The 18,982-nt window shown below is 56.2% G+C and carries 22 protein-coding genes and 1 pseudogene; 9 read left to right on the top strand and 14 right to left on the bottom strand.

All coding sequences use genetic code 11. The features are described from left to right. The first annotated feature begins 12 nt into the window (after nucleotides 1-12). On the top strand, nucleotides 13-450 hold the full coding sequence (locus AB4Y96_RS23100) for a MarR family winged helix-turn-helix transcriptional regulator (protein WP_091880609.1): 438 nt from the start codon (nucleotides 13-15) through the stop codon (nucleotides 448-450). A 6-nt stretch (nucleotides 451-456) separates the two neighbouring features. On the opposite strand, the gene AB4Y96_RS23095 is transcribed toward AB4Y96_RS23100, so the two are convergent. The 5 genes from AB4Y96_RS23095 to ampC all read right to left on the bottom strand — a co-directional run bounded on the left by AB4Y96_RS23095 (nucleotide 457) and on the right by ampC (nucleotide 4,880). Further along, a complete protein-coding gene (locus AB4Y96_RS23095; protein WP_441920178.1) occupies nucleotides 457-1,425 on the bottom strand; it encodes an aliphatic sulfonate ABC transporter substrate-binding protein in 969 nt (322 codons plus the stop codon). A gap of 164 nt (nucleotides 1,426-1,589) precedes the next feature. After that, the gene (locus tag AB4Y96_RS23090) at nucleotides 1,590-2,513 is read right to left on the bottom strand and encodes a c-type cytochrome (protein ID WP_441920176.1); all 924 of its coding nucleotides are present in this window, start codon (nucleotides 2,511-2,513) and stop codon (nucleotides 1,590-1,592) included. Nucleotides 2,514-2,536: 23 nt separating this feature from the next. Continuing rightward, a complete protein-coding gene (locus AB4Y96_RS23085; RefSeq protein WP_441920175.1) occupies nucleotides 2,537-2,989 on the bottom strand; it encodes a c-type cytochrome in 453 nt (150 codons plus the stop codon). Between the two features lie 175 nt (nucleotides 2,990-3,164). Beyond that, the gene (locus AB4Y96_RS23080; RefSeq protein WP_139210442.1) at nucleotides 3,165-3,512 is read right to left on the bottom strand and encodes a hypothetical protein; all 348 of its coding nucleotides are present in this window, start codon (nucleotides 3,510-3,512) and stop codon (nucleotides 3,165-3,167) included. A 210-nt stretch (nucleotides 3,513-3,722) separates the two neighbouring features. After that, nucleotides 3,723-4,880, bottom strand: a complete 1,158-nt coding sequence (gene ampC, locus AB4Y96_RS23075) for a class C beta-lactamase (protein ID WP_441920173.1) — start codon at nucleotides 4,878-4,880, stop codon at nucleotides 3,723-3,725. 155 nt (nucleotides 4,881-5,035) lie between these two features. Here ampC and AB4Y96_RS23070 point away from each other — a divergent pair, with 155 nt between their 5' ends. Beyond that, entirely contained in the window at nucleotides 5,036-5,905 is an 870-nt protein-coding gene (locus tag AB4Y96_RS23070; protein WP_091880616.1) for a LysR family transcriptional regulator, read from the top strand. Here the strand turns inward: AB4Y96_RS23070 and AB4Y96_RS23065 are convergent, their stop codons facing one another. Then, on the bottom strand, nucleotides 5,906-6,379 hold the full coding sequence (locus AB4Y96_RS23065) for an SRPBCC family protein (protein WP_441920171.1): 474 nt from the start codon (nucleotides 6,377-6,379) through the stop codon (nucleotides 5,906-5,908). Nucleotides 6,380-6,576: 197 nt separating this feature from the next. Between AB4Y96_RS23065 and AB4Y96_RS23060 the strand changes: the two genes are divergently transcribed. The 4 genes from AB4Y96_RS23060 to AB4Y96_RS23045 all read left to right on the top strand — a co-directional run bounded on the left by AB4Y96_RS23060 (nucleotide 6,577) and on the right by AB4Y96_RS23045 (nucleotide 9,307). Further along, nucleotides 6,577-7,461, top strand: coding sequence for a carbon-nitrogen hydrolase family protein (locus tag AB4Y96_RS23060; protein WP_441920169.1), 885 nt, complete (start codon nucleotides 6,577-6,579; stop codon nucleotides 7,459-7,461). A gap of 269 nt (nucleotides 7,462-7,730) precedes the next feature. Next, on the top strand, nucleotides 7,731-8,423 hold the full coding sequence (locus tag AB4Y96_RS23055) for a helix-turn-helix transcriptional regulator (protein ID WP_441920167.1): 693 nt from the start codon (nucleotides 7,731-7,733) through the stop codon (nucleotides 8,421-8,423). 69 nt (nucleotides 8,424-8,492) lie between these two features. Continuing rightward, a complete protein-coding gene (locus AB4Y96_RS23050; RefSeq protein WP_441920165.1) occupies nucleotides 8,493-8,876 on the top strand; it encodes a VOC family protein in 384 nt (127 codons plus the stop codon). Next, entirely contained in the window at nucleotides 8,873-9,307 is a 435-nt protein-coding gene (locus AB4Y96_RS23045) for an EVE domain-containing protein (RefSeq protein WP_441920164.1), read from the top strand. The genes AB4Y96_RS23050 and AB4Y96_RS23045 overlap by 4 nt, the downstream gene beginning before the upstream one ends. Here AB4Y96_RS23045 and AB4Y96_RS23040 read toward each other — a convergent pair whose 3' ends face one another. After that, a complete protein-coding gene (locus tag AB4Y96_RS23040) occupies nucleotides 9,308-10,594 on the bottom strand; it encodes an MFS transporter (protein WP_441920162.1) in 1,287 nt (428 codons plus the stop codon). It lies immediately after the preceding gene. Between the two features lie 133 nt (nucleotides 10,595-10,727). Between AB4Y96_RS23040 and AB4Y96_RS23035 the strand changes: the two genes are divergently transcribed. Then, nucleotides 10,728-11,171 (top strand): winged helix-turn-helix transcriptional regulator, encoded by a 444-nt coding sequence (locus tag AB4Y96_RS23035; RefSeq protein ID WP_091880627.1) that lies wholly within the window; start codon nucleotides 10,728-10,730, stop codon nucleotides 11,169-11,171. Nucleotides 11,172-11,332: 161 nt separating this feature from the next. Then, a complete protein-coding gene (gene irrA, locus AB4Y96_RS23030) occupies nucleotides 11,333-11,902 on the top strand; it encodes an iron response transcriptional regulator IrrA (RefSeq protein ID WP_441920160.1) in 570 nt (189 codons plus the stop codon). Between the two features lie 59 nt (nucleotides 11,903-11,961). Here irrA and AB4Y96_RS23025 read toward each other — a convergent pair whose 3' ends face one another. From AB4Y96_RS23025 to AB4Y96_RS23005, 5 genes are all read right to left on the bottom strand, one after another. Beyond that, the gene (locus tag AB4Y96_RS23025) at nucleotides 11,962-12,561 is read right to left on the bottom strand and encodes a superoxide dismutase (protein WP_441920159.1); all 600 of its coding nucleotides are present in this window, start codon (nucleotides 12,559-12,561) and stop codon (nucleotides 11,962-11,964) included. Nucleotides 12,562-12,726: 165 nt separating this feature from the next. After that, a complete protein-coding gene (locus AB4Y96_RS23020; RefSeq protein WP_441920157.1) occupies nucleotides 12,727-13,605 on the bottom strand; it encodes a branched-chain amino acid aminotransferase in 879 nt (292 codons plus the stop codon). A 392-nt stretch (nucleotides 13,606-13,997) separates the two neighbouring features. Next, the gene (locus AB4Y96_RS23015; RefSeq protein ID WP_091881157.1) at nucleotides 13,998-14,705 is read right to left on the bottom strand and encodes a L,D-transpeptidase family protein; all 708 of its coding nucleotides are present in this window, start codon (nucleotides 14,703-14,705) and stop codon (nucleotides 13,998-14,000) included. 231 nt (nucleotides 14,706-14,936) lie between these two features. Then, nucleotides 14,937-15,833 (bottom strand): alpha/beta hydrolase family protein, encoded by an 897-nt coding sequence (locus tag AB4Y96_RS23010; protein WP_441920156.1) that lies wholly within the window; start codon nucleotides 15,831-15,833, stop codon nucleotides 14,937-14,939. A 177-nt stretch (nucleotides 15,834-16,010) separates the two neighbouring features. Further along, nucleotides 16,011-17,546 carry a helicase HerA-like C-terminal domain-containing protein gene (locus AB4Y96_RS23005; protein WP_441920155.1) on the bottom strand — a complete coding sequence of 512 codons (1,536 nt, stop codon included), beginning with the start codon at nucleotides 17,544-17,546 and terminating at the stop codon, nucleotides 16,011-16,013. A gap of 271 nt (nucleotides 17,547-17,817) precedes the next feature. On the opposite strand from AB4Y96_RS23005, the gene AB4Y96_RS23000 reads away from it, so the two are divergent. Next, nucleotides 17,818-18,180 (top strand): hypothetical protein, encoded by a 363-nt coding sequence (locus tag AB4Y96_RS23000; RefSeq protein ID WP_091880638.1) that lies wholly within the window; start codon nucleotides 17,818-17,820, stop codon nucleotides 18,178-18,180. Nucleotides 18,181-18,212: 32 nt separating this feature from the next. On the opposite strand, the gene AB4Y96_RS22995 is transcribed toward AB4Y96_RS23000, so the two are convergent. Together AB4Y96_RS22995 and AB4Y96_RS22990 are read right to left on the bottom strand one after the other, a co-directional pair. Then, nucleotides 18,213-18,377 (bottom strand): hypothetical protein, encoded by a 165-nt coding sequence (locus AB4Y96_RS22995; protein WP_441920153.1) that lies wholly within the window; start codon nucleotides 18,375-18,377, stop codon nucleotides 18,213-18,215. Between the two features lie 398 nt (nucleotides 18,378-18,775). Then, nucleotides 18,776-18,982 (bottom strand): annotated as a pseudogene (locus AB4Y96_RS22990) (hypothetical protein); the annotation flags it as partial.

Genomic DNA, 18,982 nt, shown 5'->3' with positions numbered 1-18,982 from the left:
AGGAGAATCGACATGTCCGAGCCGGATACAAGACAAGCCCCATCCTTCCTGATCAAACAGGTGGCGCGGGAACTGATACGCCGGGGCGAGGAACGGCTGCGGCCGCTCGGGCTTGGAACAGCCTATCTTCCCATTATGGTGGCGGTGAAAAACGGGGATGCGGCAACGCAGGCCGATCTCGCCCGGCTTTTGCGGGTGGAGCAGCCTTCCATGGCACAGTTGCTGGGGCGGATGGAGCGTGACGGGCTTATCCGGCGCAAGGTCGATCCCGGCAACAGGCGGAGCCAGATCATCGAATTAACAGCGCTTGCCGTCGAGCGCCTGCCGCAGGCCTATGCGGCTCTCAACGAGGGCAATATTCTCGCCATGACGAATTTTACGCCTGATGAAGAGGCGCAATTCGTGGCGTTCCTCAACCGTATCCAAGTCAATCTTCGCAGCGATGTCTGAGACCACTCAGGAAGGCTGGCCCTTCCAGACGATGCTGCTGATATCAAGTTTCTTCGGAATGATTTTCAGCTCATAGAACTCATCAGCCAGTGCCTGCTGATAGGCAATCGCCTCAGGCGTCACGCGCGTTACATCGCCAAGCCGCAGGCCTTCGCGCGTCAGTGTGATCCTCTGAATATCCTCTGGCACACCGGTAATTTTCGACAGGGCAGCCACCGTCTGGTCGAGATTGTCCTGCGCGGTCCGGCCTACCTTTGCCAATTCGTCCAGCACTTCGGTCAAGATATCGCCATGGGCGGCGGTGAAATCACCATTGCTGAGGAAATAGGACCAACTGTCAGCAATGCCCCGACCCGTGGCCAGAACCCGCGTTTCCGGGCGCTTTTCGGCAATGGCAAGATATGGGTCCCAGATCGACCATGCATCGACCTGGCCAGACGCGAAGGCGGCGGCGGCATCGGATGGTGAAAGGTCCGACGCCCTGATGTCATTGACCGACAGGCCCGCAGTGCGCAAAGCCTTCACCGTGAAATTATGGGCACTCGATCCCCGCTTGAAGGCGACCCGTTTGCCCTTCAGGTCCGCAATGCTTTGGATCGGCGAATCCTTCTGCACGAGAATGGCTGATCCATCAGGCGAACCCTTATAGGTGCCCGCATAAACCAGATTACCGCCGGCGGCCTGCGCGAAGAGTGGCGGCACATCGCCGGTCGGCCCGAAATCAACAGCACCCGCGCCAAGGGCTTCCAGCAGCGGAGGTCCGGACGAGAACTCCGCCCAACTGACAGTTATGCCGCGCGCTTCAAAGCGTTTTTCCAGTGCACCTGTCCCCTTGGCCAGCGCGAGAACGCCGCCCTTCTGCCAGCCAATGCGCAGGGTTTTCAACGGCTCGGCGTTTGCACGGCTCGTCAACGGTATGAGCACTGTTACGGCACCAGTGCCAAGCAGGGCGAGAGTCTGTCTGCGGGTCAACATCGATGCCATCCTTTTCGTATCACTATTGATCAAAGGATGAAGCAAACGACTGATAGGATCGACGTCATAAATATTGAACAATCAATCACACCGGGAAAATCATTCCCCGACAACCCAAGCAAAGTGAAATGATTTGACCCGGAATGGATCGAACTGACGTCGTCTCAGGGTTTTGGAAAACCATTGGGATGGGCAGGAATCGCCTTGAGATAGGCTGCAATCGCGTCGCGGTCAGCGGCGTCCAGATGCGCCATATTGAGCACGACGTCGGTCATGGAACCGCCCAGCGAATCAAAATCCGGCGTAAAGCCGCTTTCCAGCGCATAGGCGATGTCTTTTTCCGACCAGTTGTCGATACCGCCCTCACCGCCCGTAATATTGGGAACAACGCCCTTGCCCTCGGGCGCCTTTGCACCCGCAAGCCAGCGCGTCTTGTCGAGCCCGCCAATGGCATTGCGCGGTGTATGGCATTCACCGCAATGACCCGGACCTTCCACCAGATACTGACCACGTTTGATCGCATCCGTCGCACCGGCAATGGTCAAAACCGGGGCCGCCGACAGATAAAGCCGCTTCCATAATCCCAATCCCCGGCGAACCGTGAAGGGGAAACTCAAACGGTGATCCGCCGCTACATTATCCGATGGCGGCAGGGTTTTCAGATAGGCGTAAAGATCGGCAATGTCCTGCACCTGCATGCGTGCATAGGAAGTGTAGGGAAAGGCCGGGTAATAATGCCGCCCGTCCGGCGAGACACCGGCAAGCATGGCATTGGCAAGATCTTCAAACGACCATTTGCCAATGCCTTTATCCGAAGGGGAAATGTTGGGGGTAACGAACGTGCCAAATGGCGTGACCAGTTCATGGCCACCAGTCAGCACCAGCCTTGCATCGCCGCTGGCACCGGGTGCCGCATGGCAGGAGGCACAGCCCCCGGCCCAAAAAACGCTTTCACCGCGCTTGGCATCGCCGGGAGCCACAGCCGCGAGCCTTGCCGGATCAACCCGCGATGGTGCAGACAGGAGCCAGAAAACAGCGCCTCCGGTTATCACGACCACAATGATGAGCAGCAGAAGCTTGCGGATCAATGTGTATCCCCCAGTTTACGCAATCAGTTCTTCTTGATGCGGAATGTCTGATGGCAGGCTCCGCAATTCTGCGACACCTGTGCAAAGGCAAGCTTGAAGCTGGCAAGATCCTGCGGCTTGGCACCGGCTGCTGCGGCAGCATCAGCCTTGTACTTGTTCACCGCAGCGACAAAACCAGCATTGTCTTCCCAGATTTTCGGTGAAGCGGTGGTGTCACCACCGGCTTCCGAGCCAGCGGGAAACAGTGCCACCGGATCGATCTTCTGCGCATCCTCATTCAGCTTGGTAAGGGCGGCCAGCACGGCGGCGGCGTCAAACGGCTTGTCACCTTTGGCAATAGGCGCGAGACTGCCAACCGCCTTGCCCTGATCTTTCATCAGTGCCTGCCGGTCAGCAATCGGATCGGCACCGGCGACAGACGAAAACACCGCAAGGGCCAGCAAAGGCGCCGCAGCAAAAGCAATCACTCTCTTCATGAATGTCTCCAACTCTCGTGGCTTCAAATATATGTGGCTTCAAGGGTTTCCATGGGCACTCTAGAGTAAACATCTCCGATTGCACCCGCGTCATACGATCACATTTTCGTATGACAAGCATTGGCGCAGATACGAAAAACCCCGGCTTTAGGCCGGGGTTTTTCTGGTCGGTTCGTTAAATACGGCGCCATCTGCGATCATAGCGATGATGCCAACGCGGGCGATCCCAACGGCGTTCATAACGATAATGCGGCCGATCCCAACGACGGTCCCACCGGCGATCATAACGCCGGTCCCATCTGCGATCCCAGCGACGATCATAACGGCGGTCCCAGCGACGGTCATAACGGCGATCATAGTCGCGGTAATACTGAACTTTCAGTACATCGCCATTTGCAGCAACTGTCCCTGATGTGGTGATCGGCTTCTCGACAGTCATCGGCGCGGCGGAAACCGGTCCGGCTGCTCCGAGGGCTCCAATCGACATCACCACGGCAAAAAGAGCTGAAATCAACTTTTTCATAGTGCCTCCAGTGAAATGCGCCTGAGTGGACATGCATTTCGACGTTTATAGTCCCTAGGTAATAGACTTAAGTCTAATCCCATGAACCAGAGATGAATAATCAATATGGCGGCGCAAAGGCATACGGGGAAAGGCCGATCACATATAAAAACCGGCCGTGCGAATGCGTGAAAGCTGCATTCGCATGGCCGGTTCGTTTCGCGCTATGGTTCATTCAAGCCCCGTCAATACCTGATGCGCGATGCGAACCCGCTCCTCGTTGGGATAGTTCTTGTTGGCCAGAATGACGATACCGGCTTGCTTTTTCGGGATGAACGCCACATAGCCGCCGAACCCGCTGGTCGAACCTGTCTTGTTTATCCACACGTCGTCGCGCGGCGCCAGCGGCGGCGTCAATTGCTTGACCGGTAACTGCTTGAGCATGTCAGCTGAATTGCTCTGCTGGAGCATCTTAAGAGCAACCGGATAGGCATATTGCTCCCATATCAGGTCCTGTGTCATCGCACCGACCTTGAAATAGCCCGTATGCGTGTCGGTGATTGCCTGCTGCAGCTTTCCATCCAGCTTGACCATTTTCATGTTTGCCTGAAGCACACGGATCAGATCGGTGGCGGTGGTTTTCACCCCATAAGCCTCGGCGGAAAGCACGGCTGGTTTCACCCGCACCGGATCATCCTTCGCCGTGTACCCTTGGGCATAGTCAGCCATTTTGGTTGCCGGTACTTCAACATAGGTGCTTTTCAGCCCGAGAGCCGGGAACAATTCCCCTTGCATTAACGCGCCGAAATCCTTGTTCATGGCTTTGGCGGTGATGAACCCCAGCATCCCGATGCTCGGATTGGCATAGGTCCGGGCTGTCCCGGCCTTGTAGGCGGGCTTCCACTTTTGCAGATAGGTCATCAACTGATCATCGTTCGTGACCTCATCAGGCACCTGCAGCGGGAAGCCCCCGGCGGTATGGGTGGCAAGATGCATCAGGCTGACATCGCCGAACTCTGTCCCCTGCATGGACGGCAGATATTTGCTCGTCTTGTCGGACAGGGAAATCTGGCCATTGACCTGCGCCCAACTCGCCTGTGTTGCAACGAATGTTTTGCTGATCGATCCGATCTCGAAGATCGTATCCCCGGTAACAGGCATTTTGGTCTGGCGGGAAGCTATACCGTAGTTGAACAGATATGAGTTTCCCTCAACGACGACGCCAACAGCCATCCCCGGAACACCGTATTTTTCCATGATCGGACGCACCGCCGTATCGACCAAATCCTTGATCTCGGTTTCCTGTTCCTCGGCAGCATGGCTGGCAGCCATTGATGCGCCTGTGACAAGCAGGGCGCATGCCAGTAAGCTGGTTACTTTGGAGATCATTATCGGGCTTCCTTTTGCTGGTCGCGCGAACAGCGAGGCATAAGCTGCCTGCCGCTTGACGCATCAATTTTGCTGAGCGGTCTCTATTTATTCCACTGTATGGGCCTGTCAAAACATGATATCTCGGGGCAGACATAAGAAAAACTAGGCCATCCATGGTTCGCCCCTTTCTCCCGCTGAACGGCTTGCGAGCCTTCGAAGCATCCGCAAGACATTTAAGTTTCACCCGCGCTGCCATTGAGTTATGCGTGACACAGGCTGCGGTGAGCCAACAGGTCAAAAGCCTGGAAATGCGTCTGGGCGTACCATTGTTTCAACGCCTGCCGCGCGGTCTGAAAATCACCGCTGAAGGCGAAGCGCTTCTGCCTGTCGTCACCGGATCCTTCGATCATATGGCGGATACGCTTGAACGGATCGAAGGCGGCCATGTGCGCGAACTGTTGTTTCTGGGTGCGGTCGGAACATTTGCCGTGGGCTGGCTGCTGCCACGATTGCCGGATTTTCAGCGGCAATTTCCGTTCGTCGATATCCGCCTGTCGACCAACAACAACCGCGTTGATATGGCGGCGGAAGGGTTGGACTTTGCCATCCGGTTTGGCAGCGGCGCGTGGCATGGCACCGATGCGACCCGTCTGTTCGAAGCTCCGCTTTCGCCGCTATGCGTCCCGGCATTGGCGCAAACACTGCAAGAGCCTGCTGACCTTGCCAATCACACGCTTCTGCGCAGCTATCGAACTGACGAGTGGAACACATGGTTTGCGGCGGCTGACGCGCCTGCGGCACCGCAACTGAACAGGGCTATTGTCTTCGACTCGTCTCTGGCGATGATGGAAGCTGCCTTGCAGGGCATCGGCGTGGCGCTGGCACCGCCCATGATGTTCTCGCGGCTCCTCACTGCAGGTGCCATTGAACAGCCATTTCAGACTTCGATCTCGCTTGGCAGCTACTGGCTGACGCGGCTGCAATCGCGTCAACCGACGCCAGCCATGCTGGCATTTTCCGAATGGATCGTTTCCGAACAATAATCAGGCCGAAGCGGTCTCGTTTTTCAAGACCTTGCCGAGATTGTCGAGCATGGAACTCCAGCCTGCCTGACGGTATTCAGGCTTATCCTCATCATCGAGAAATGCCGCCTGCTCCGTCAGAACAAGATGGCAGCCCTTGTCATCAGGCGTAAGCTCAACCGTTACAACGCCGCTGGAAATCGATGTCGTCTCACGCTTCATCGTGCCAGAGGATATGATCCGCCTGTTCGGTACAATGTCCTGATAGGTGCTGGTATTGATATAGGTTTCGCCGCCAGTCCGGCCGAACCGGCAGATTTCACCACCACCGACGCGAAAATCGAACTGATCATAGGCCATATACCAGCCCTCATCCATAGCGTTCCAGCGCAGCAAAGCCTCAACGCTGGACCAGGCGGCAAAGACGCGTTCTGGCGTGGCCTCATAGGTCCGCTCCACGACGATGGTTGCATGTTTGACAGAACGCTCGGCCATGACTTCCTCCTGAATAGCCATTTCATTAAGTGATTGCTTAAGTAACACGACAACCTCCGGCCTTGCAAGTGATAGTACAGCAATTACTTAACTGTTGAAACAGCCAAAAATGTCCATTTGCCGGGGCAACGCGACAGTTCTTCAATGCCGGGCATTCGGGTAAACTTCATTGTGCTGCTGAGTCGAAGGAAACGCCCGTGAAGAAAAAACGCGCTGACCACGTCTGGGACGTCCCGCCCTCGGCCCGGGGCAAGGCCGCTCGGCTGACGGTTGCGACCTGCCAGTTTCCCGTATCCTACGATATCAATGCCAATCTGAGCCATATGCTTGATCTGATTGGCCGCGCTGCTTCTTCTGGTGCCGACGTGGCACATTTTCCCGAATGCGCCCTCTCCGGCTATGGCGCGGCGACGTGGCCGTCATGGGATGATTTTGAATGGGCAACCCTGAACGCTGCCATGGACAGGATTGCCGAAGCCGCCCGCGCCCATCACGTCTGGATCGTTACCGGCTCCGTCCATTGGGACGATGCGCATACCCGCCCCACCAATTCCGTGTTTGTCTTTGATGACAAGGGCGCCATTGCCGGGCGCTATGACAAGCGGCGCTGTTCGATCAATGATCTGCGCGCCTTTGCACCGGGTGACAAGCCGCTGACCGTCGATATCAAAGGCGTGCGCTGCGGTTTCCTTATCTGCCTTGACTGGGCTTTCCCAGAGCTGTGGCAGGAGCATGCGGGAAAGGCTGAGATGATCTTTCATTCCTGCTATACGGATAATGTGGCGCGGGACCGGATCGAAGCCCATACGATACAGCCCTTGATTCAGGGTTATGCCTGGCTCCATCAATACGCCGTCAGTTCATCGAATTCCTGCCGCCCGCGCCAGAATTTTCCGAGCTTCTGGATCGAACGCACCGGTCACCATGGCGGCAGGGCGACAGCTGATGAAACAGGGCTCATCCTGAATGCCCTCACTGATGATCCGGAACTTGATGCCTTCTGCAAACAGGTGCTGGATTTCCGCCGCTCGGCAACCGATGGCAGCCTCTATGCTCCCTATCTGGAAGCGCAAAAGGTGTAGGGTAGCTACTACCAAAATCGTATAGTGTCTTGGCTTTAAATATGCAGATTTATACCGACTAAAATAGACGAAGGCGGCGCCTTTCGGCCCGCCCTCTATTTGTCTGCGGCAGATTTACGCTTGGCGCAGTGATCACTTCCGCAGCCCATCCGCCAAATTTAAGATATGGAAGAACGGAATGCAATATTGGTGCTTTCCAGAATTTGAATTCACACCCACTGCCAAATTATGGCATGATCTGACAAACCACTCTCACATGTGAGCCAGACTTGTCCCGATCAGAGCGCCTTCTTGATCTCATCCAGACCATGCGCCGTTATCGCCGTCCCGTCAGTGGCAAGGTGCTGGCGGAAGAAACCGGCATCAGCATACGCACGCTCTATCGTGATATAGCGACTTTGCAGGCGCAAGGCGCCCATATCGAGGGCGAACCGGGACTTGGCTATATTATGCGACCTGGCTTCATGCTGCCGCCGCTGATGTTTAGCGAGGAGGAAATAGAGGCTTTGGTGCTCGGGTCACGCTGGGTAGCCAAACAGCCTGATAACCGCCTTTCCACCGCCGCGCGCGACGCGCTTAACAAGATTGCAGCTGTCTTGCCTGACGATCTGCGTGAAAGTGTCGATGCTTCCACACTGCTCGTTGGGCCGAGCGAAAGCTCGACAACCGACGGGATCGATCTTGCCAGCGTGCGCAAGGCCATCCGCAGCGAACGCAAGCTCGATATTACCTATCGCGATAGCAATGGCAGTCAATCGAGCCGCCTGATCTGGCCGTTTGCGCTGGGTTTTTTCGAGAAGGTGCGTGTTATCGTTGCCTGGTGCGAATTGCGGCAGGATTTCAGGCACTTTCGCACCGACCGCCTGTCGCGGCTTGAACCCACCGACATCCGCTATCCACGCCGCCGTCAGGTTCTTCTGAAGGAATGGCGCGACAAGCAGGGTATCGCCCAGCCAAGTTAATCACTACTGCCAGAAACTGGCAGTATGCCGATCTATGGTTGCTCCATCACAACCTGAAGGAGACACACCATGGCCAACCCCAATCTCATGATACTTTACGTTGCCAACGCCCCTGTCAGCCGCGCTTTCTATGCGGAACTGCTCAAGCGCGAACCGCTGGAAGAAACAGAAAGCTTTGCCATGTTCGCCCTTGATTCCGGCCTGCTGCTTGGGTTGTGGGCGCGCGACAAGGTCCAGCCTCCAGTCACCATCACCGGTTCCAGCACCGAACTCGTTTTCAGCGTGGGTACAGATGATGAGGTGGAAACCGCACATCACGACTGGGCGGCACGCGGCCTGACGATTGCACAAGCCCCGGTGCTGATGGATTTCGGCTACACCTTTGTCGCGCTTGATCCGGATGGTCATCGCCTGCGGATGTTTGCCGCTTCGACACAGGGAGCGCAGCAATGAGCGCGCACTGGATCGCAGTGGCTTCAGCCGAGCATGTGCGTCGTGGTCTGCAGGAGGGTTTCATGCAGGTCTGTCATGGCAAGGAAGGTCCGCTCATGCGGATCAAACCCGAGGATAAGGTGATCTACTATTCGCCGACCGAAGTATTTGGCGCCAAGGACGGGTTGCAATCATTCACCGCCATCGGCGCGGTGCGGGAAGACGACGCCTATCGCCACCACATGGGCGGTGGTTTTGTGCCCTGGCGCCGCAACATTGACTGGTTCGATGCAACGGAGGCGGAAATCCGCCCCCTGCTCGACCGGCTGAGTTTCACCAGGGGCAGGCAGAATTGGGGCTATCAGTTCCGCTTTGGTGTTCTTGCCATCGACGTGCAGGATTTTGAGATTATCGCCGACGCAATGAATGCCCGCGTGCCGCAGATGGTTTGATCATCCGTGATGGAGCGCCGCGCCTGAAGGTGTCAGATGGCGGGTTGCGGCCCAGAAAACCAGCGCCAGCAGACTGATGCCCGCACCTGCCAGACTGACACCTGCCCAGCCCGCATAGGCATAGATCAATGTTGAACCGAACGATCCGGCGGCGCTGCCGATGGAATAGAAGATCATATAGCCAGCCGTCAGGCGGCTTTGGGCTTCCGGGCGCACCCGGTAAATCAGGCTCTGGTTGGAGACATGCACCGCCTGCAAGGCGAAATCAATTGTCACAACACCGATGATAAGAAACCAGAGCGACGATTGCATGAACGCAATCGGCACCCATGACAAAAGCATGATTGTCAGTGCAATGCCTGTGGTGCGCTGCGCATGGCCGCGATCGGCCCATCCGCCTGCCCTTGAAGCGGCGAGCGCACCAGCAGCCCCGGCAAGACCGAACAGGCCGATCTGGGTGTGTGACAACGAAAAGGGCGGCGCGCCCAATGGCAGCACCAACGGCGTCAACAGCATGGTGATATCAGCAAAGATGAACATGGCGATGATGGCGCGGATACGCAAAACCGGTTCTTCAACAATCAGCAAGAACACCGATTTGATCAGTTGCGGATAGGCAATTTTTGCGCGCTTGGCTTCATTGCGCGGCAGAAAATAGAAGAGCAGCCCAGCGATAACCAGCGTGAGCACGGCGGACACCGCATAGACCGAGCGCCAGCCCGCCAAATCGGCCATGGTTCCGGCAATAGTGCGGGCGAGCAGAATACCGAGGACAATACCGCTGGTGATGATCCCCACTACTTGCCCGCGCTCATGCGGCTTTGCCAGACCGGCGGCATAGGCGACCAGTGCTTGCGTCACAACGGCGAGCAGTCCAATCGAAGCCATCGCCACGAGCAGCGCAAAGGATGTCGGGGCAAAGCAGACCGCCAACAGTGCCAGAGCGGACAGGACGGATTGGCCCGCAATCAAACGGCGACGGTCGATAAGGTCCCCCAACGGCACAATCAGCAGCAGGCCAATTCCATAGCCAACTTGCGAGATTGAGACAATCAAGCCTGACGTGGCGTGGCTCATGCCGAAGCTATCGGCAATGGCATCGAGCAAGGGTGGAGCGAAATAAACATTCGCCACTGCCAGCCCGCAGGCTATCGCGAACAAGAGCGCAAGGGGCCGGGAGAACTCTGCAGCGTTTGATGCGCTTATTGGCCCATTTTCGGCAATTTCACCCCGCAAAACCGCTTGTCCGGCGGCAATGAGCAGATTATCGTCCTGTTCAAGCTTCATCGTGTTCCCTGCGAATGTGGTTGCAAATTAAAACCTATTGCCTCTTAACGAGTCTAGTTTTATTATGCAACCACACTTCGCGGAATGCTCACTGATGAGCGCTGCTCTGCGACGACTATAAAGGGGGACAACTATGGTCAAGCGAACGAGCCACAAGGATGATCCATGCCCAGTGGCAAGGCCACTGGATGCAATTGGGGATTGGTGGTCACTACTGATAATTCGCGACGCGTTTGAGGGATCGCGCCGCTTCGGGGAATTCCAGAAAAGTCTTGGTCTGGCCAAGAATATTTTGTCGACACGCCTGCGCAATCTGGTTGCACACGACATTTTCACGATAGAGCCCTGTGCGGATGGCAGCGCCTATAGTGAATATGTGCTGACCGAAAAAGGCCGGGGACTGTTCCCGCTGCTTGTCGCCCTGCGGCAATGGGGTGAGGAATATTACACCGACAGTTACAAGGCGCAGGTCCGACTGGTTGACCGTGAAACGGGCAGACCCGTGCGGCGACTCGAATTGCGGTCTGATGACGGGCGTCTGCTTGGGCCTGACGATACGGTTGTGGTTGGGCACTAGGCCCACGCCCTACTCCATCTTGATTTAACAAGGTCTATGCCCTTGCAGCATAAAATATTGTCTCGCCACCTAAACGCTAATGCAAATCATTTGCAATAAAGCTTGACGATTCATTTGTTCCCGGTATTCTTCATGAGCCATGACAAAGACCGGATGACCAGATGCTCTTCATTCCAGATAAGGTTCGACGCCGCCTGCTGACTGAACGTGACCGGCAATCCGGTTTCTCCGCAGTAGTAAGGGACCGCATCAAAGCGGCGGGTCTGCGGCCGACAAAGCAGCGCATTGCGCTGGGCGAGATTCTGTTTCGGGGCCATCAGGGCCACACAACGGCGGAACAGCTTCACCGGCAGACGATCAAATCCGGCGTGCGGCTTTCGCTCGCGACCGTCTACAACACGCTCAACCAGTTCGCCGATGCCGGATTGCTCTCAAAGGTCAATCTTGATGGCGAACAGAGCTATTTCGATATCAATATCAGCGATCACCACCATTTTTATATCGAGGCGCAGGATCTGCTGATCGATATTCCGGCTGATCAATTGACGTTTGGAAAACTACCCTCCCCGCCAGAGGGTTATCGCATATCAAAAATTGACGTGCTGATTGGGTTGGAACCCGTCGGTGCCACGGGCTGTCCGGGTCCGTTTTCAAATGAATGCGCGGCTTGCAGTGGATGTTTCTCAAGACCAAATGTGCACCCGCTGAATGAAAAAGGGCCCCGTCCATGACGAGGCCCCTTTATCAATCTCAGTCCGAAAAAAGCCTGTCTGGCTTCTCCCGAAAAAGCTTATTTGGCTTTTTCGTAGAGTTCGAGGACGTAATCCCAGTTGATGAGACTGTCGACGAAAGCTTCAAGGTACTTTGGACGGGCATTACGATAATCGATGTAATAGGAATGTTCCCAGACATCGACGCCGAGGATCGGCGTTGCGCCATGAACCAGCGGGTTTTCGCCGTTTGGTGTCTTGGAGATTTCAAGCTTGCCGTCCTTGACGGAAAGCCACGCCCAGCCGGAGCCGAACTGTGTGGTGCCAGCAGCGATGAAATCGGTGCGGAACTTGTCGTAACCGCCCAGATCCGAGTCAACGGCCTTTTCGAGAGCGCCCGGAAGCTTCTTGCCGCCGCCGTTCTTTTTCAGCCAATGCCAGAAATGCAGATGGTTGTAATGCTGGCCGGCATTGTTGAACAGGCCGGCATTCTTGCCATAGGACTGCTTGACGATCTCTTCGAGCGAGAGATTTTCAAGACCGGCTTCGGCAGCCAGTTTGTTGCCGTTGTCAACATAAGCCTTGTGGTGCTTGTCATGATGATATTCCAGCGTCTCGCGCGACATAAAGGGGGCGAGTGCGTCGTAATCATACGGCAGTGCGGGCAGTTCGAAAGCCATGGAAGTCTCCTCTTCGATTCAATCTGTGATCGGAATTGGCACCGGATGTTCCCCATTGCGGGGTGGTGGCCAATCCTGACAAAACCTGCGTTCGTTACATAGGTCCGTATTTCCTCGGGGGCAATGCGGAACGGATCAATATTTCAGTTTAACCCGTTTTCAGCGTTAAATTTTCGGCGTGGAGTGGGCGAACTCCCAATACAGCTCCCGCGCCTTCTTGGCGATCGGACCCGGCTGAAGGTCGCGACCTTCAATACGGGTAACGGGCACAACCTTGGAATGGTTCCCGGTGGAGAAAATCTCGTCAGCGGTCAGGAAATCCTGAACCGTCAATGTCGCTTGTGTTGTGCGGAAGCCATAATCAGCCAGCACATCGATGGTGCGGGCGCGGGTAATGCCCGAGAGGAATGTGCCATTGGGCGCCGGGGTGAAAATATGCCCGTCCTTGACCATGAAAATATTGGAGCTACCGGTCTCAGCCACATTACCAAGCATATCGAGAACCAGCGTATTGTCGAAACCGCGCGATCTGGCTTCGAGAATAGCGCGGCCATTGTTCGGATAAAGACAGCCCGCCTTGGCATTGGTCGGCATCGTCTCGAAGCTCGGACGGCGGAATGGCGAGACAGTCAGAGAGAAACCAGTCGGCTCCTGCATGGGCGATTCATAGAGGCTGAGGCAAAAGCGCGTTGATTCCGGATCAGCAGGCACGCCCATATAGCCACCATGCTCGGCCCAATACATTGGGCGGATATAGACGGCGGTCTTGCCGTCGAATTTCTTCAGGCCATCGCGGGCGAGACCGGCAATTTCATCGGCACCCATGGTCGGGTTGAGCCCAAGAGCTGTCGCCGACGCGTTGACGCGGGCGCAATGGCGGTCAAGGTCCGGTGAAACACCTTCAAACCAGCGCCCGCCGTCAAAAACCGACGATCCAAGCCACATGGCATGGCTGCGCGGGCCTATCAGGGGAATGTTTCCCTCATGCCAGTCGCCGTCGACATAGGTCCAGGTGATTGATTGCGCTGCTGTATTGACTGCCATGAAAGTGATTCCGCTGATGTGTGTCTGTTGCCCTATCGAAGGGTTATTCAACCGCAAGGTCAATGCTTCTGGCACGAATGGAAGCAATTTACGACAAACACAACGCCTAATCGGTGMTTTTTGAGGGTTGAAACCACGCATCCTATACTTTCGTTGAATTGCGTATGGGAACATAGCGGATCACAAATTGGTGTGCAGCTTTGATACGGGTGTCAGTTCCGGCGTTAAAAGCTGTGCAAGCCGCCGCGTCAGTTATCCCTCACCCCCGCTCGCGCGGTTGGCTGGCAGGCCCCGTTCGCGGGGCCTGCCCTTCTTATCCTCACAAAGCACTGGCAAACAAAAAGGCCGAAGACGTGACGTCTCCGGCCTTTTATGAGTGCAGCGCCTAAAACCTACATGACCAGAATTGGGGTCTTGTTTGGCACGCGATCATAGAGATCAATAATGTCCTGATTGATCAGACGCACGCAGCCCGAAGAGACTGCCTTGCCGATGGACCACCATTCCGGCGATCCATGCAGACGATACAGCGTATCCTGACCGTTCTGGAAGATGTAGAGCGCGCGGGCGCCAAGCGGGTTGGTCAAGCCGGGCTGCATGCCGCCATTGCGGGCGCTGTACTGCACCAGTTCAGGCTGACGGGCGACCATCTCATCCGGTGGTGTCCATGTCGGCCAATGGCGCTTCCACTGGATGACCGCACGGCCGGACCAGGCAAAGCCCTCACGGCCAATGCCGACGCCGTAGCGGATCGCCTGACCACCTTCGCGCACCAGATAAAGAAACTTGTTGCTGGTATCGACGACGATGGTGCCGGGCTGTTCGCCGGTCGGGTCCTGAACGATCTGACGCAGATAGCGCTTGTTCATTCTTTTGATCGGAATGGCTGGCAGCTGATAGCCGTCATCCTCACGCGCCGCATACATGGCATCGTAGGAGCCAAATGCAGGATCAACATCAGCCTGCGGCGAAAGCGGCTGGCCATTATCATCGACCTGAATAACCGGCATATCCGGGATTGCGGCACATCCGGCAAGGCCGACGGCCGCTGTTGCGGTCAATGCAGTCAGGAAACCGCGGCGGGAAATCGTGTTTTGCATCATTGAACCAATTTAGCGGTGGGAGATGGGTTGCGAGATAACGTGGATCGGGTTTACCGCCCTTAAACGCACATAAATTGTGGCAGCGAACCGTTGGCAATAGGGCATAAACAAGGCGATGAGCCGAGTGTTGCGCTGCCGCAACAGAAACGCCATGTGCAAGCTGTTTTGGCCGTTCAACAGCCGATAAACAATTTGTGAGGCCATACTGCCCTCGCCGTTCTGCCCGACTCACTTGATATCATAACGGAAATCAGAGACGCCCGGCAGATCGGCAATCTCCTTCAAGGGCACGCCGCTGGGCTTGCCTCTGACATAGCGATCCATGAACGCGAGACTGGTCTCGATAATCCGCTTGCGTGTGAACAGACCGAGGTCCGTCCATGTCAGATGACCAGCGCCAGTGAACTCGACATAATATTTCGGCCCTTTTGACAGATCATACCCGCCGCCCGGCCTTCGCACCTTGGGTGTTACAAAGATATCGCGCGTTCCACCCTGATACATAACCGGCGCTTCCAGATGCTGCAGGGAGTCTTTATCAAGATAGGGGCCGACATAGGGCGACAGGGCAAGCGTTGCCTTGACACCGGGAATGCGCCAGCTTGGCCGGGCACCGCTCATGCCCAGAACTGTGTAGCCGCCAAGCGAGTGGCCAACGAGACCCATCTCGTTCCAGTTGATCCTGCTGTTCCATTGCCGGTCGCTTTTCAGGGCTGATATGACCTTCTTGAAATCATCGGCGCGGTTGCGGAATGTGGTGTCTTTCCAACGCTCCGGCTTGCGCAGGGAAACCTGTGGCTTGTCCCAAATATTCTGATGGCCATTGTTGCACGTCGCATCGCGGTGGTTCGGCGCAAAGACGATGTAACCAGCTTCAGCAAAAGCCCGCATCAGGAATTTCGATTGGGTCGAGCAACCATGAAACCCATGGGAGAAGAAAATCACCGGCTGACGCGCCGTCATCGGCTGGTCCGGCTGCCAGACATGGACATTGACGCCGCCGATCATCTCTTCGCTGTCTTTGGCAAAGGCCGCACCAGTTGCAGCGAGCAGACCAGCCAGAACAATGGCAATGAATTGAGAGAGGTTTCGCACAAGGGTATGGGATCGTATTGCTGTACTCATTTTGCCTTGTCCGAAATGTTGATATGCCGTTCGCTGAACGCAACCCACGCGCAATGGTTGCGAATGATCGAGAACACAATCGGATGCGGGCATATTTTGGGCACAGGCCTGCGAGAAAGCAAAAGCCGGGCAATGTTCCCATTGCACCGGCTTTTCTATGGCTGATTCCTGTGCCTGTTAGCGGCGGCTGAGGCTTCCCAGAATGCCGCGCACCAGCGCGCGGCCAAGCGAACTTCCCACGGAACGGACGACGGATTTCATCGCTGCTTCCGCTACGGTCTGGCGGGTACGGGGCTGACCACCACGCGGGCCCGGCTTGCTGCTGCCACCGCCCAGAATATCCGGCAAGCTCCAGCCGCTGGTGCTATCTGCTTCCTGCTCTTTTGCTGCTTCTGCCTCGGTCTGAGTTTGGGCCGCCTTCTTCTGCAGGATTTCATAGGCGGACTCGCGGTCGACCATTGTGTCATACTGGCCAGCAACCGGACTGCCGGTGATGAGCTTTTGCCGCTCATCCGGTGTCAGCGGTCCGATGCGTCCCGATGGCGGGCGGATCAATGTACGCTGCACGACGGATGGCACACCCTTGTCCGCCAGTGTCGAAACCAGCGCTTCACCCGTCGCCAGATTGGTAATGGCCGCGAAAGTATTGAAATCCGGGTTGGGGCGGAATGTATCAGCAGCCGTCTTCACTGCATTCTGCTCACGCGGCGTATAGGCGCGCAGCGCATGCTGAAGGCGGTTGCCAAGCTGCGCCAGCACCGTTTCCGGCACATCGAGCGGATTCTGCGAGATGAAATAGACGCCGACGCCCTTGGAGCGGATCAGGCGAACGACCTGCTCGACACGATCGAGCAGAGCTTTAGGCGCTTCATTAAACAGAAGATGCGCTTCGTCAAAGAAGAACACGAGGCGCGGCTTTTCCGGATCGCCGATTTCAGGCAGTTCCTCGAAAAGCTCGGACAGAAGCCAAAGCAGGAATGTTGAATAAAGCCGTGGATTCATCATCAGCTTGTCGGCTGCCAATACGCTGACCACACCGCGGCCATTGGTATTGGTGCGCATGATATCGGCAATCTTGAGGGCCGGTTCGCCGAAAAATTTCGTGCCGCCCTGCTGTTCAAGCACCAGCAGTGAACGCTGGATCGCACCAACTGATGGCTTTGTCACATTGCCGTAGCGCGCGGAAATTTCCTCGGCGCGCTCGGCAATGTTGACCAGCAAGGATTGCAGATCCTTCATGTCGAGCAGCAGCAGCCCCTCTTCATCGGCGATCTTGAAGGCAATATTCATGATGCCTTCCTGTGCGTCGGTGAGGTTCATCAGGCGCGAGAGCAGCAGCGGGCCCATTTCCGAAATGGTGGCGCGGATCGGATGGCCCTGCTCGCCGAAAATATCCCAGAAAATAACCGGCGAGGCATCAAGATCATAGGGATCAAGCTTCACATCGGCGGCGCGCTTGACGAGGAAATCCTTCGCCTCGCCCTTGGCACCGATACCCGACAGATCGCCCTTGATATCAGCGCAGAAAACCGGAACACCAGCGCGCGAAAAACCTTCAGCCAACACCTGCAGCGTCACGGTCTTGCCTGTGCCCGTTGCGCCGGTGATCAGCCCATGCCGGTTGCCGTATTTCAATAGCAGGGCTTCGGCCTGTTGATAGCTGTCATCGGGTTTGCGGCTCGCACCAAGGAAGATTCTGTCGTCAGCTGCCATGTGGGTTGATCCTCTTCAATGCGATGTCTCGTCCTTCCGATATAAAGGCCCGATGCCGGAGGGACAATGGTTTACTCGTCGCGTTGTGAATATGATTGAAACAGACGCCGGAATCATTGACGTTTTCATGTCATCTTCCCATGCGACAACCGGGCATTCGCCACCCGATCCGGATCAGTCCAATTGATCCAGATTGACGCAGTGGCTTGCAAGGTCGAGAATATCCGCATATTACGTAAACGTAATTCATGATAGACGGGAGATTAGGCTCATGGACGAACTTATCGCGCGCATTTCCGCCAATGTTGGCACCGATCCAGAGACGGCACGCAAGGCCGTTGGCCTGATTCTGGCATTCCTTGAAAAGGAAGGCCCTGCCAAGGCCTCCGAGCTGATCAGCGGCATTCCGGGTGCAGATGCAGCCATTGCCGACGCAAAAGATGGCGGCGGCTTCCTATCCGGCCTGATGCCCGGTGTTATGGGCCTCGGCTCCAAGCTGATGGGCGCTGGCCTCGGCATGAGCGAAATCTCCGGTATTTCCAAGGAAACCATTGCCTTTGCCCGTGAAAAGGTTGGCAGTGAAACGGTTGACGAAGTCGTCAACTCGATCCCGGGCCTCAGCCAGTTCGTCTAAGACGCATGGCTTTGCCGCTCACAAAACCTGTTTCAAGCGCGCGCCCTTTGGCGCGCGTTTTTGTTTGTGTACTTGGCATCGGCCTGTTGATTTCCAGCTCCGCCATGGCGGAGGTGCGTCTGGGCAAGAATGTCCGCATTTTCGGCCATGACTTTTCCCATCGCACCTATAAGCGTGTCGAGATCGAGACCACGCATAAACGGCCACCCTGGTATGGCTGCCGCATTTTTAAAAAGGGCTCAGTCTATCAGGGCCGGACAATTCGCGAGCGCACAGAGATTTGTAATTTGAAGCCTGTGGCAAGGGGGAAGCGGCGGTAGTCGCTAAGGTCATAGCCAAGGCTGCAGAACCAGCCTCCTTGCAACCACCCCTCCCCGTCATCCTCGGGCTTGACCCGAGGACCCACGGCCAAGGGGGATCAAATGAGACCGGATCCACAGCGCATTTTAAATTATGGGTCCTCGGGTCAAGCCCGAGGATGACGGAGAGAGGTGGGTTGCGGAGGGTCCGGTTCTGCAGCCTTGGCTATGACCTTAGCAATTATCGTTGCATCCACCCAAGTCCCTCATGGTGAGCAACTGTGTTTGGGTGTTGATCAGATTTGGTGTTCTAATCTCCATGGTGTGTCGGTTTTGATGATGGCGTTGATGATGACGATGAGTTTTCGCATGATGGCCACAATTGCAACCTTGAAGGGTTTTCCAGCGGCTCTGAGTTTCTGGTAGAAGCGTGCCAGTGGCTGGCTCTTGGCCCTTATGATGGAAAGGCACGCCATGTAGAGGATGCGCCTGATATGAGGGCG

This window comes from Phyllobacterium sp. TAF24, assembly GCF_052113785.1.
Classification (GTDB): domain Bacteria; phylum Pseudomonadota; class Alphaproteobacteria; order Rhizobiales; family Rhizobiaceae; genus Phyllobacterium.
Note: the sequence above shows the minus strand (reverse complement) of the source record. Positions and strands in the feature narration are given on the sequence as shown.

Excerpts from the sequence above, each read along its gene's own strand:
- AB4Y96_RS23095 (WP_441920178.1), bottom strand. The coding sequence starts at position 1,425 with ATGTTGACCCGCAGACAGACTCTCGCCCTGCTTGGCACTGGTGCCGTA.
- AB4Y96_RS22995 (WP_441920153.1), bottom strand. The coding sequence starts at position 18,377 with ATGCGTGGTCTCGATCTCGACACGCTTATAGGTGCGATGGGAAAAGTC.
- AB4Y96_RS23025 (WP_441920159.1), bottom strand. The coding sequence starts at position 12,561 with ATGGCTTTCGAACTGCCCGCACTGCCGTATGATTACGACGCACTCGCC.
- AB4Y96_RS23020 (WP_441920157.1), bottom strand. The coding sequence starts at position 13,605 with ATGGCAGTCAATACAGCAGCGCAATCAATCACCTGGACCTATGTCGAC.
- AB4Y96_RS23035 (WP_091880627.1), top strand. The coding sequence starts at position 10,728 with ATGGTCAAGCGAACGAGCCACAAGGATGATCCATGCCCAGTGGCAAGG.
- AB4Y96_RS23085 (WP_441920175.1), bottom strand. The coding sequence starts at position 2,989 with ATGAAGAGAGTGATTGCTTTTGCTGCGGCGCCTTTGCTGGCCCTTGCG.
- AB4Y96_RS23040 (WP_441920162.1), bottom strand. The coding sequence starts at position 10,594 with ATGAAGCTTGAACAGGACGATAATCTGCTCATTGCCGCCGGACAAGCG.
- AB4Y96_RS23080 (WP_139210442.1), bottom strand. The coding sequence starts at position 3,512 with ATGAAAAAGTTGATTTCAGCTCTTTTTGCCGTGGTGATGTCGATTGGA.
- AB4Y96_RS23000 (WP_091880638.1), top strand. The coding sequence starts at position 17,818 with ATGGACGAACTTATCGCGCGCATTTCCGCCAATGTTGGCACCGATCCA.
- AB4Y96_RS23005 (WP_441920155.1), bottom strand. The coding sequence starts at position 17,546 with ATGGCAGCTGACGACAGAATCTTCCTTGGTGCGAGCCGCAAACCCGAT.
- AB4Y96_RS23070 (WP_091880616.1), top strand. The coding sequence starts at position 5,036 with ATGGTTCGCCCCTTTCTCCCGCTGAACGGCTTGCGAGCCTTCGAAGCA.
- irrA (WP_441920160.1), top strand. The coding sequence starts at position 11,333 with ATGCTCTTCATTCCAGATAAGGTTCGACGCCGCCTGCTGACTGAACGT.
- AB4Y96_RS23045 (WP_441920164.1), top strand. The coding sequence starts at position 8,873 with ATGAGCGCGCACTGGATCGCAGTGGCTTCAGCCGAGCATGTGCGTCGT.
- AB4Y96_RS23065 (WP_441920171.1), bottom strand. The coding sequence starts at position 6,379 with ATGGCCGAGCGTTCTGTCAAACATGCAACCATCGTCGTGGAGCGGACC.
- AB4Y96_RS23050 (WP_441920165.1), top strand. The coding sequence starts at position 8,493 with ATGGCCAACCCCAATCTCATGATACTTTACGTTGCCAACGCCCCTGTC.
- AB4Y96_RS23015 (WP_091881157.1), bottom strand. The coding sequence starts at position 14,705 with ATGCAAAACACGATTTCCCGCCGCGGTTTCCTGACTGCATTGACCGCA.
- AB4Y96_RS23010 (WP_441920156.1), bottom strand. The coding sequence starts at position 15,833 with ATGAGTACAGCAATACGATCCCATACCCTTGTGCGAAACCTCTCTCAA.
- AB4Y96_RS23100 (WP_091880609.1), top strand. The coding sequence starts at position 13 with ATGTCCGAGCCGGATACAAGACAAGCCCCATCCTTCCTGATCAAACAG.
- ampC (WP_441920173.1), bottom strand. The coding sequence starts at position 4,880 with ATGATCTCCAAAGTAACCAGCTTACTGGCATGCGCCCTGCTTGTCACA.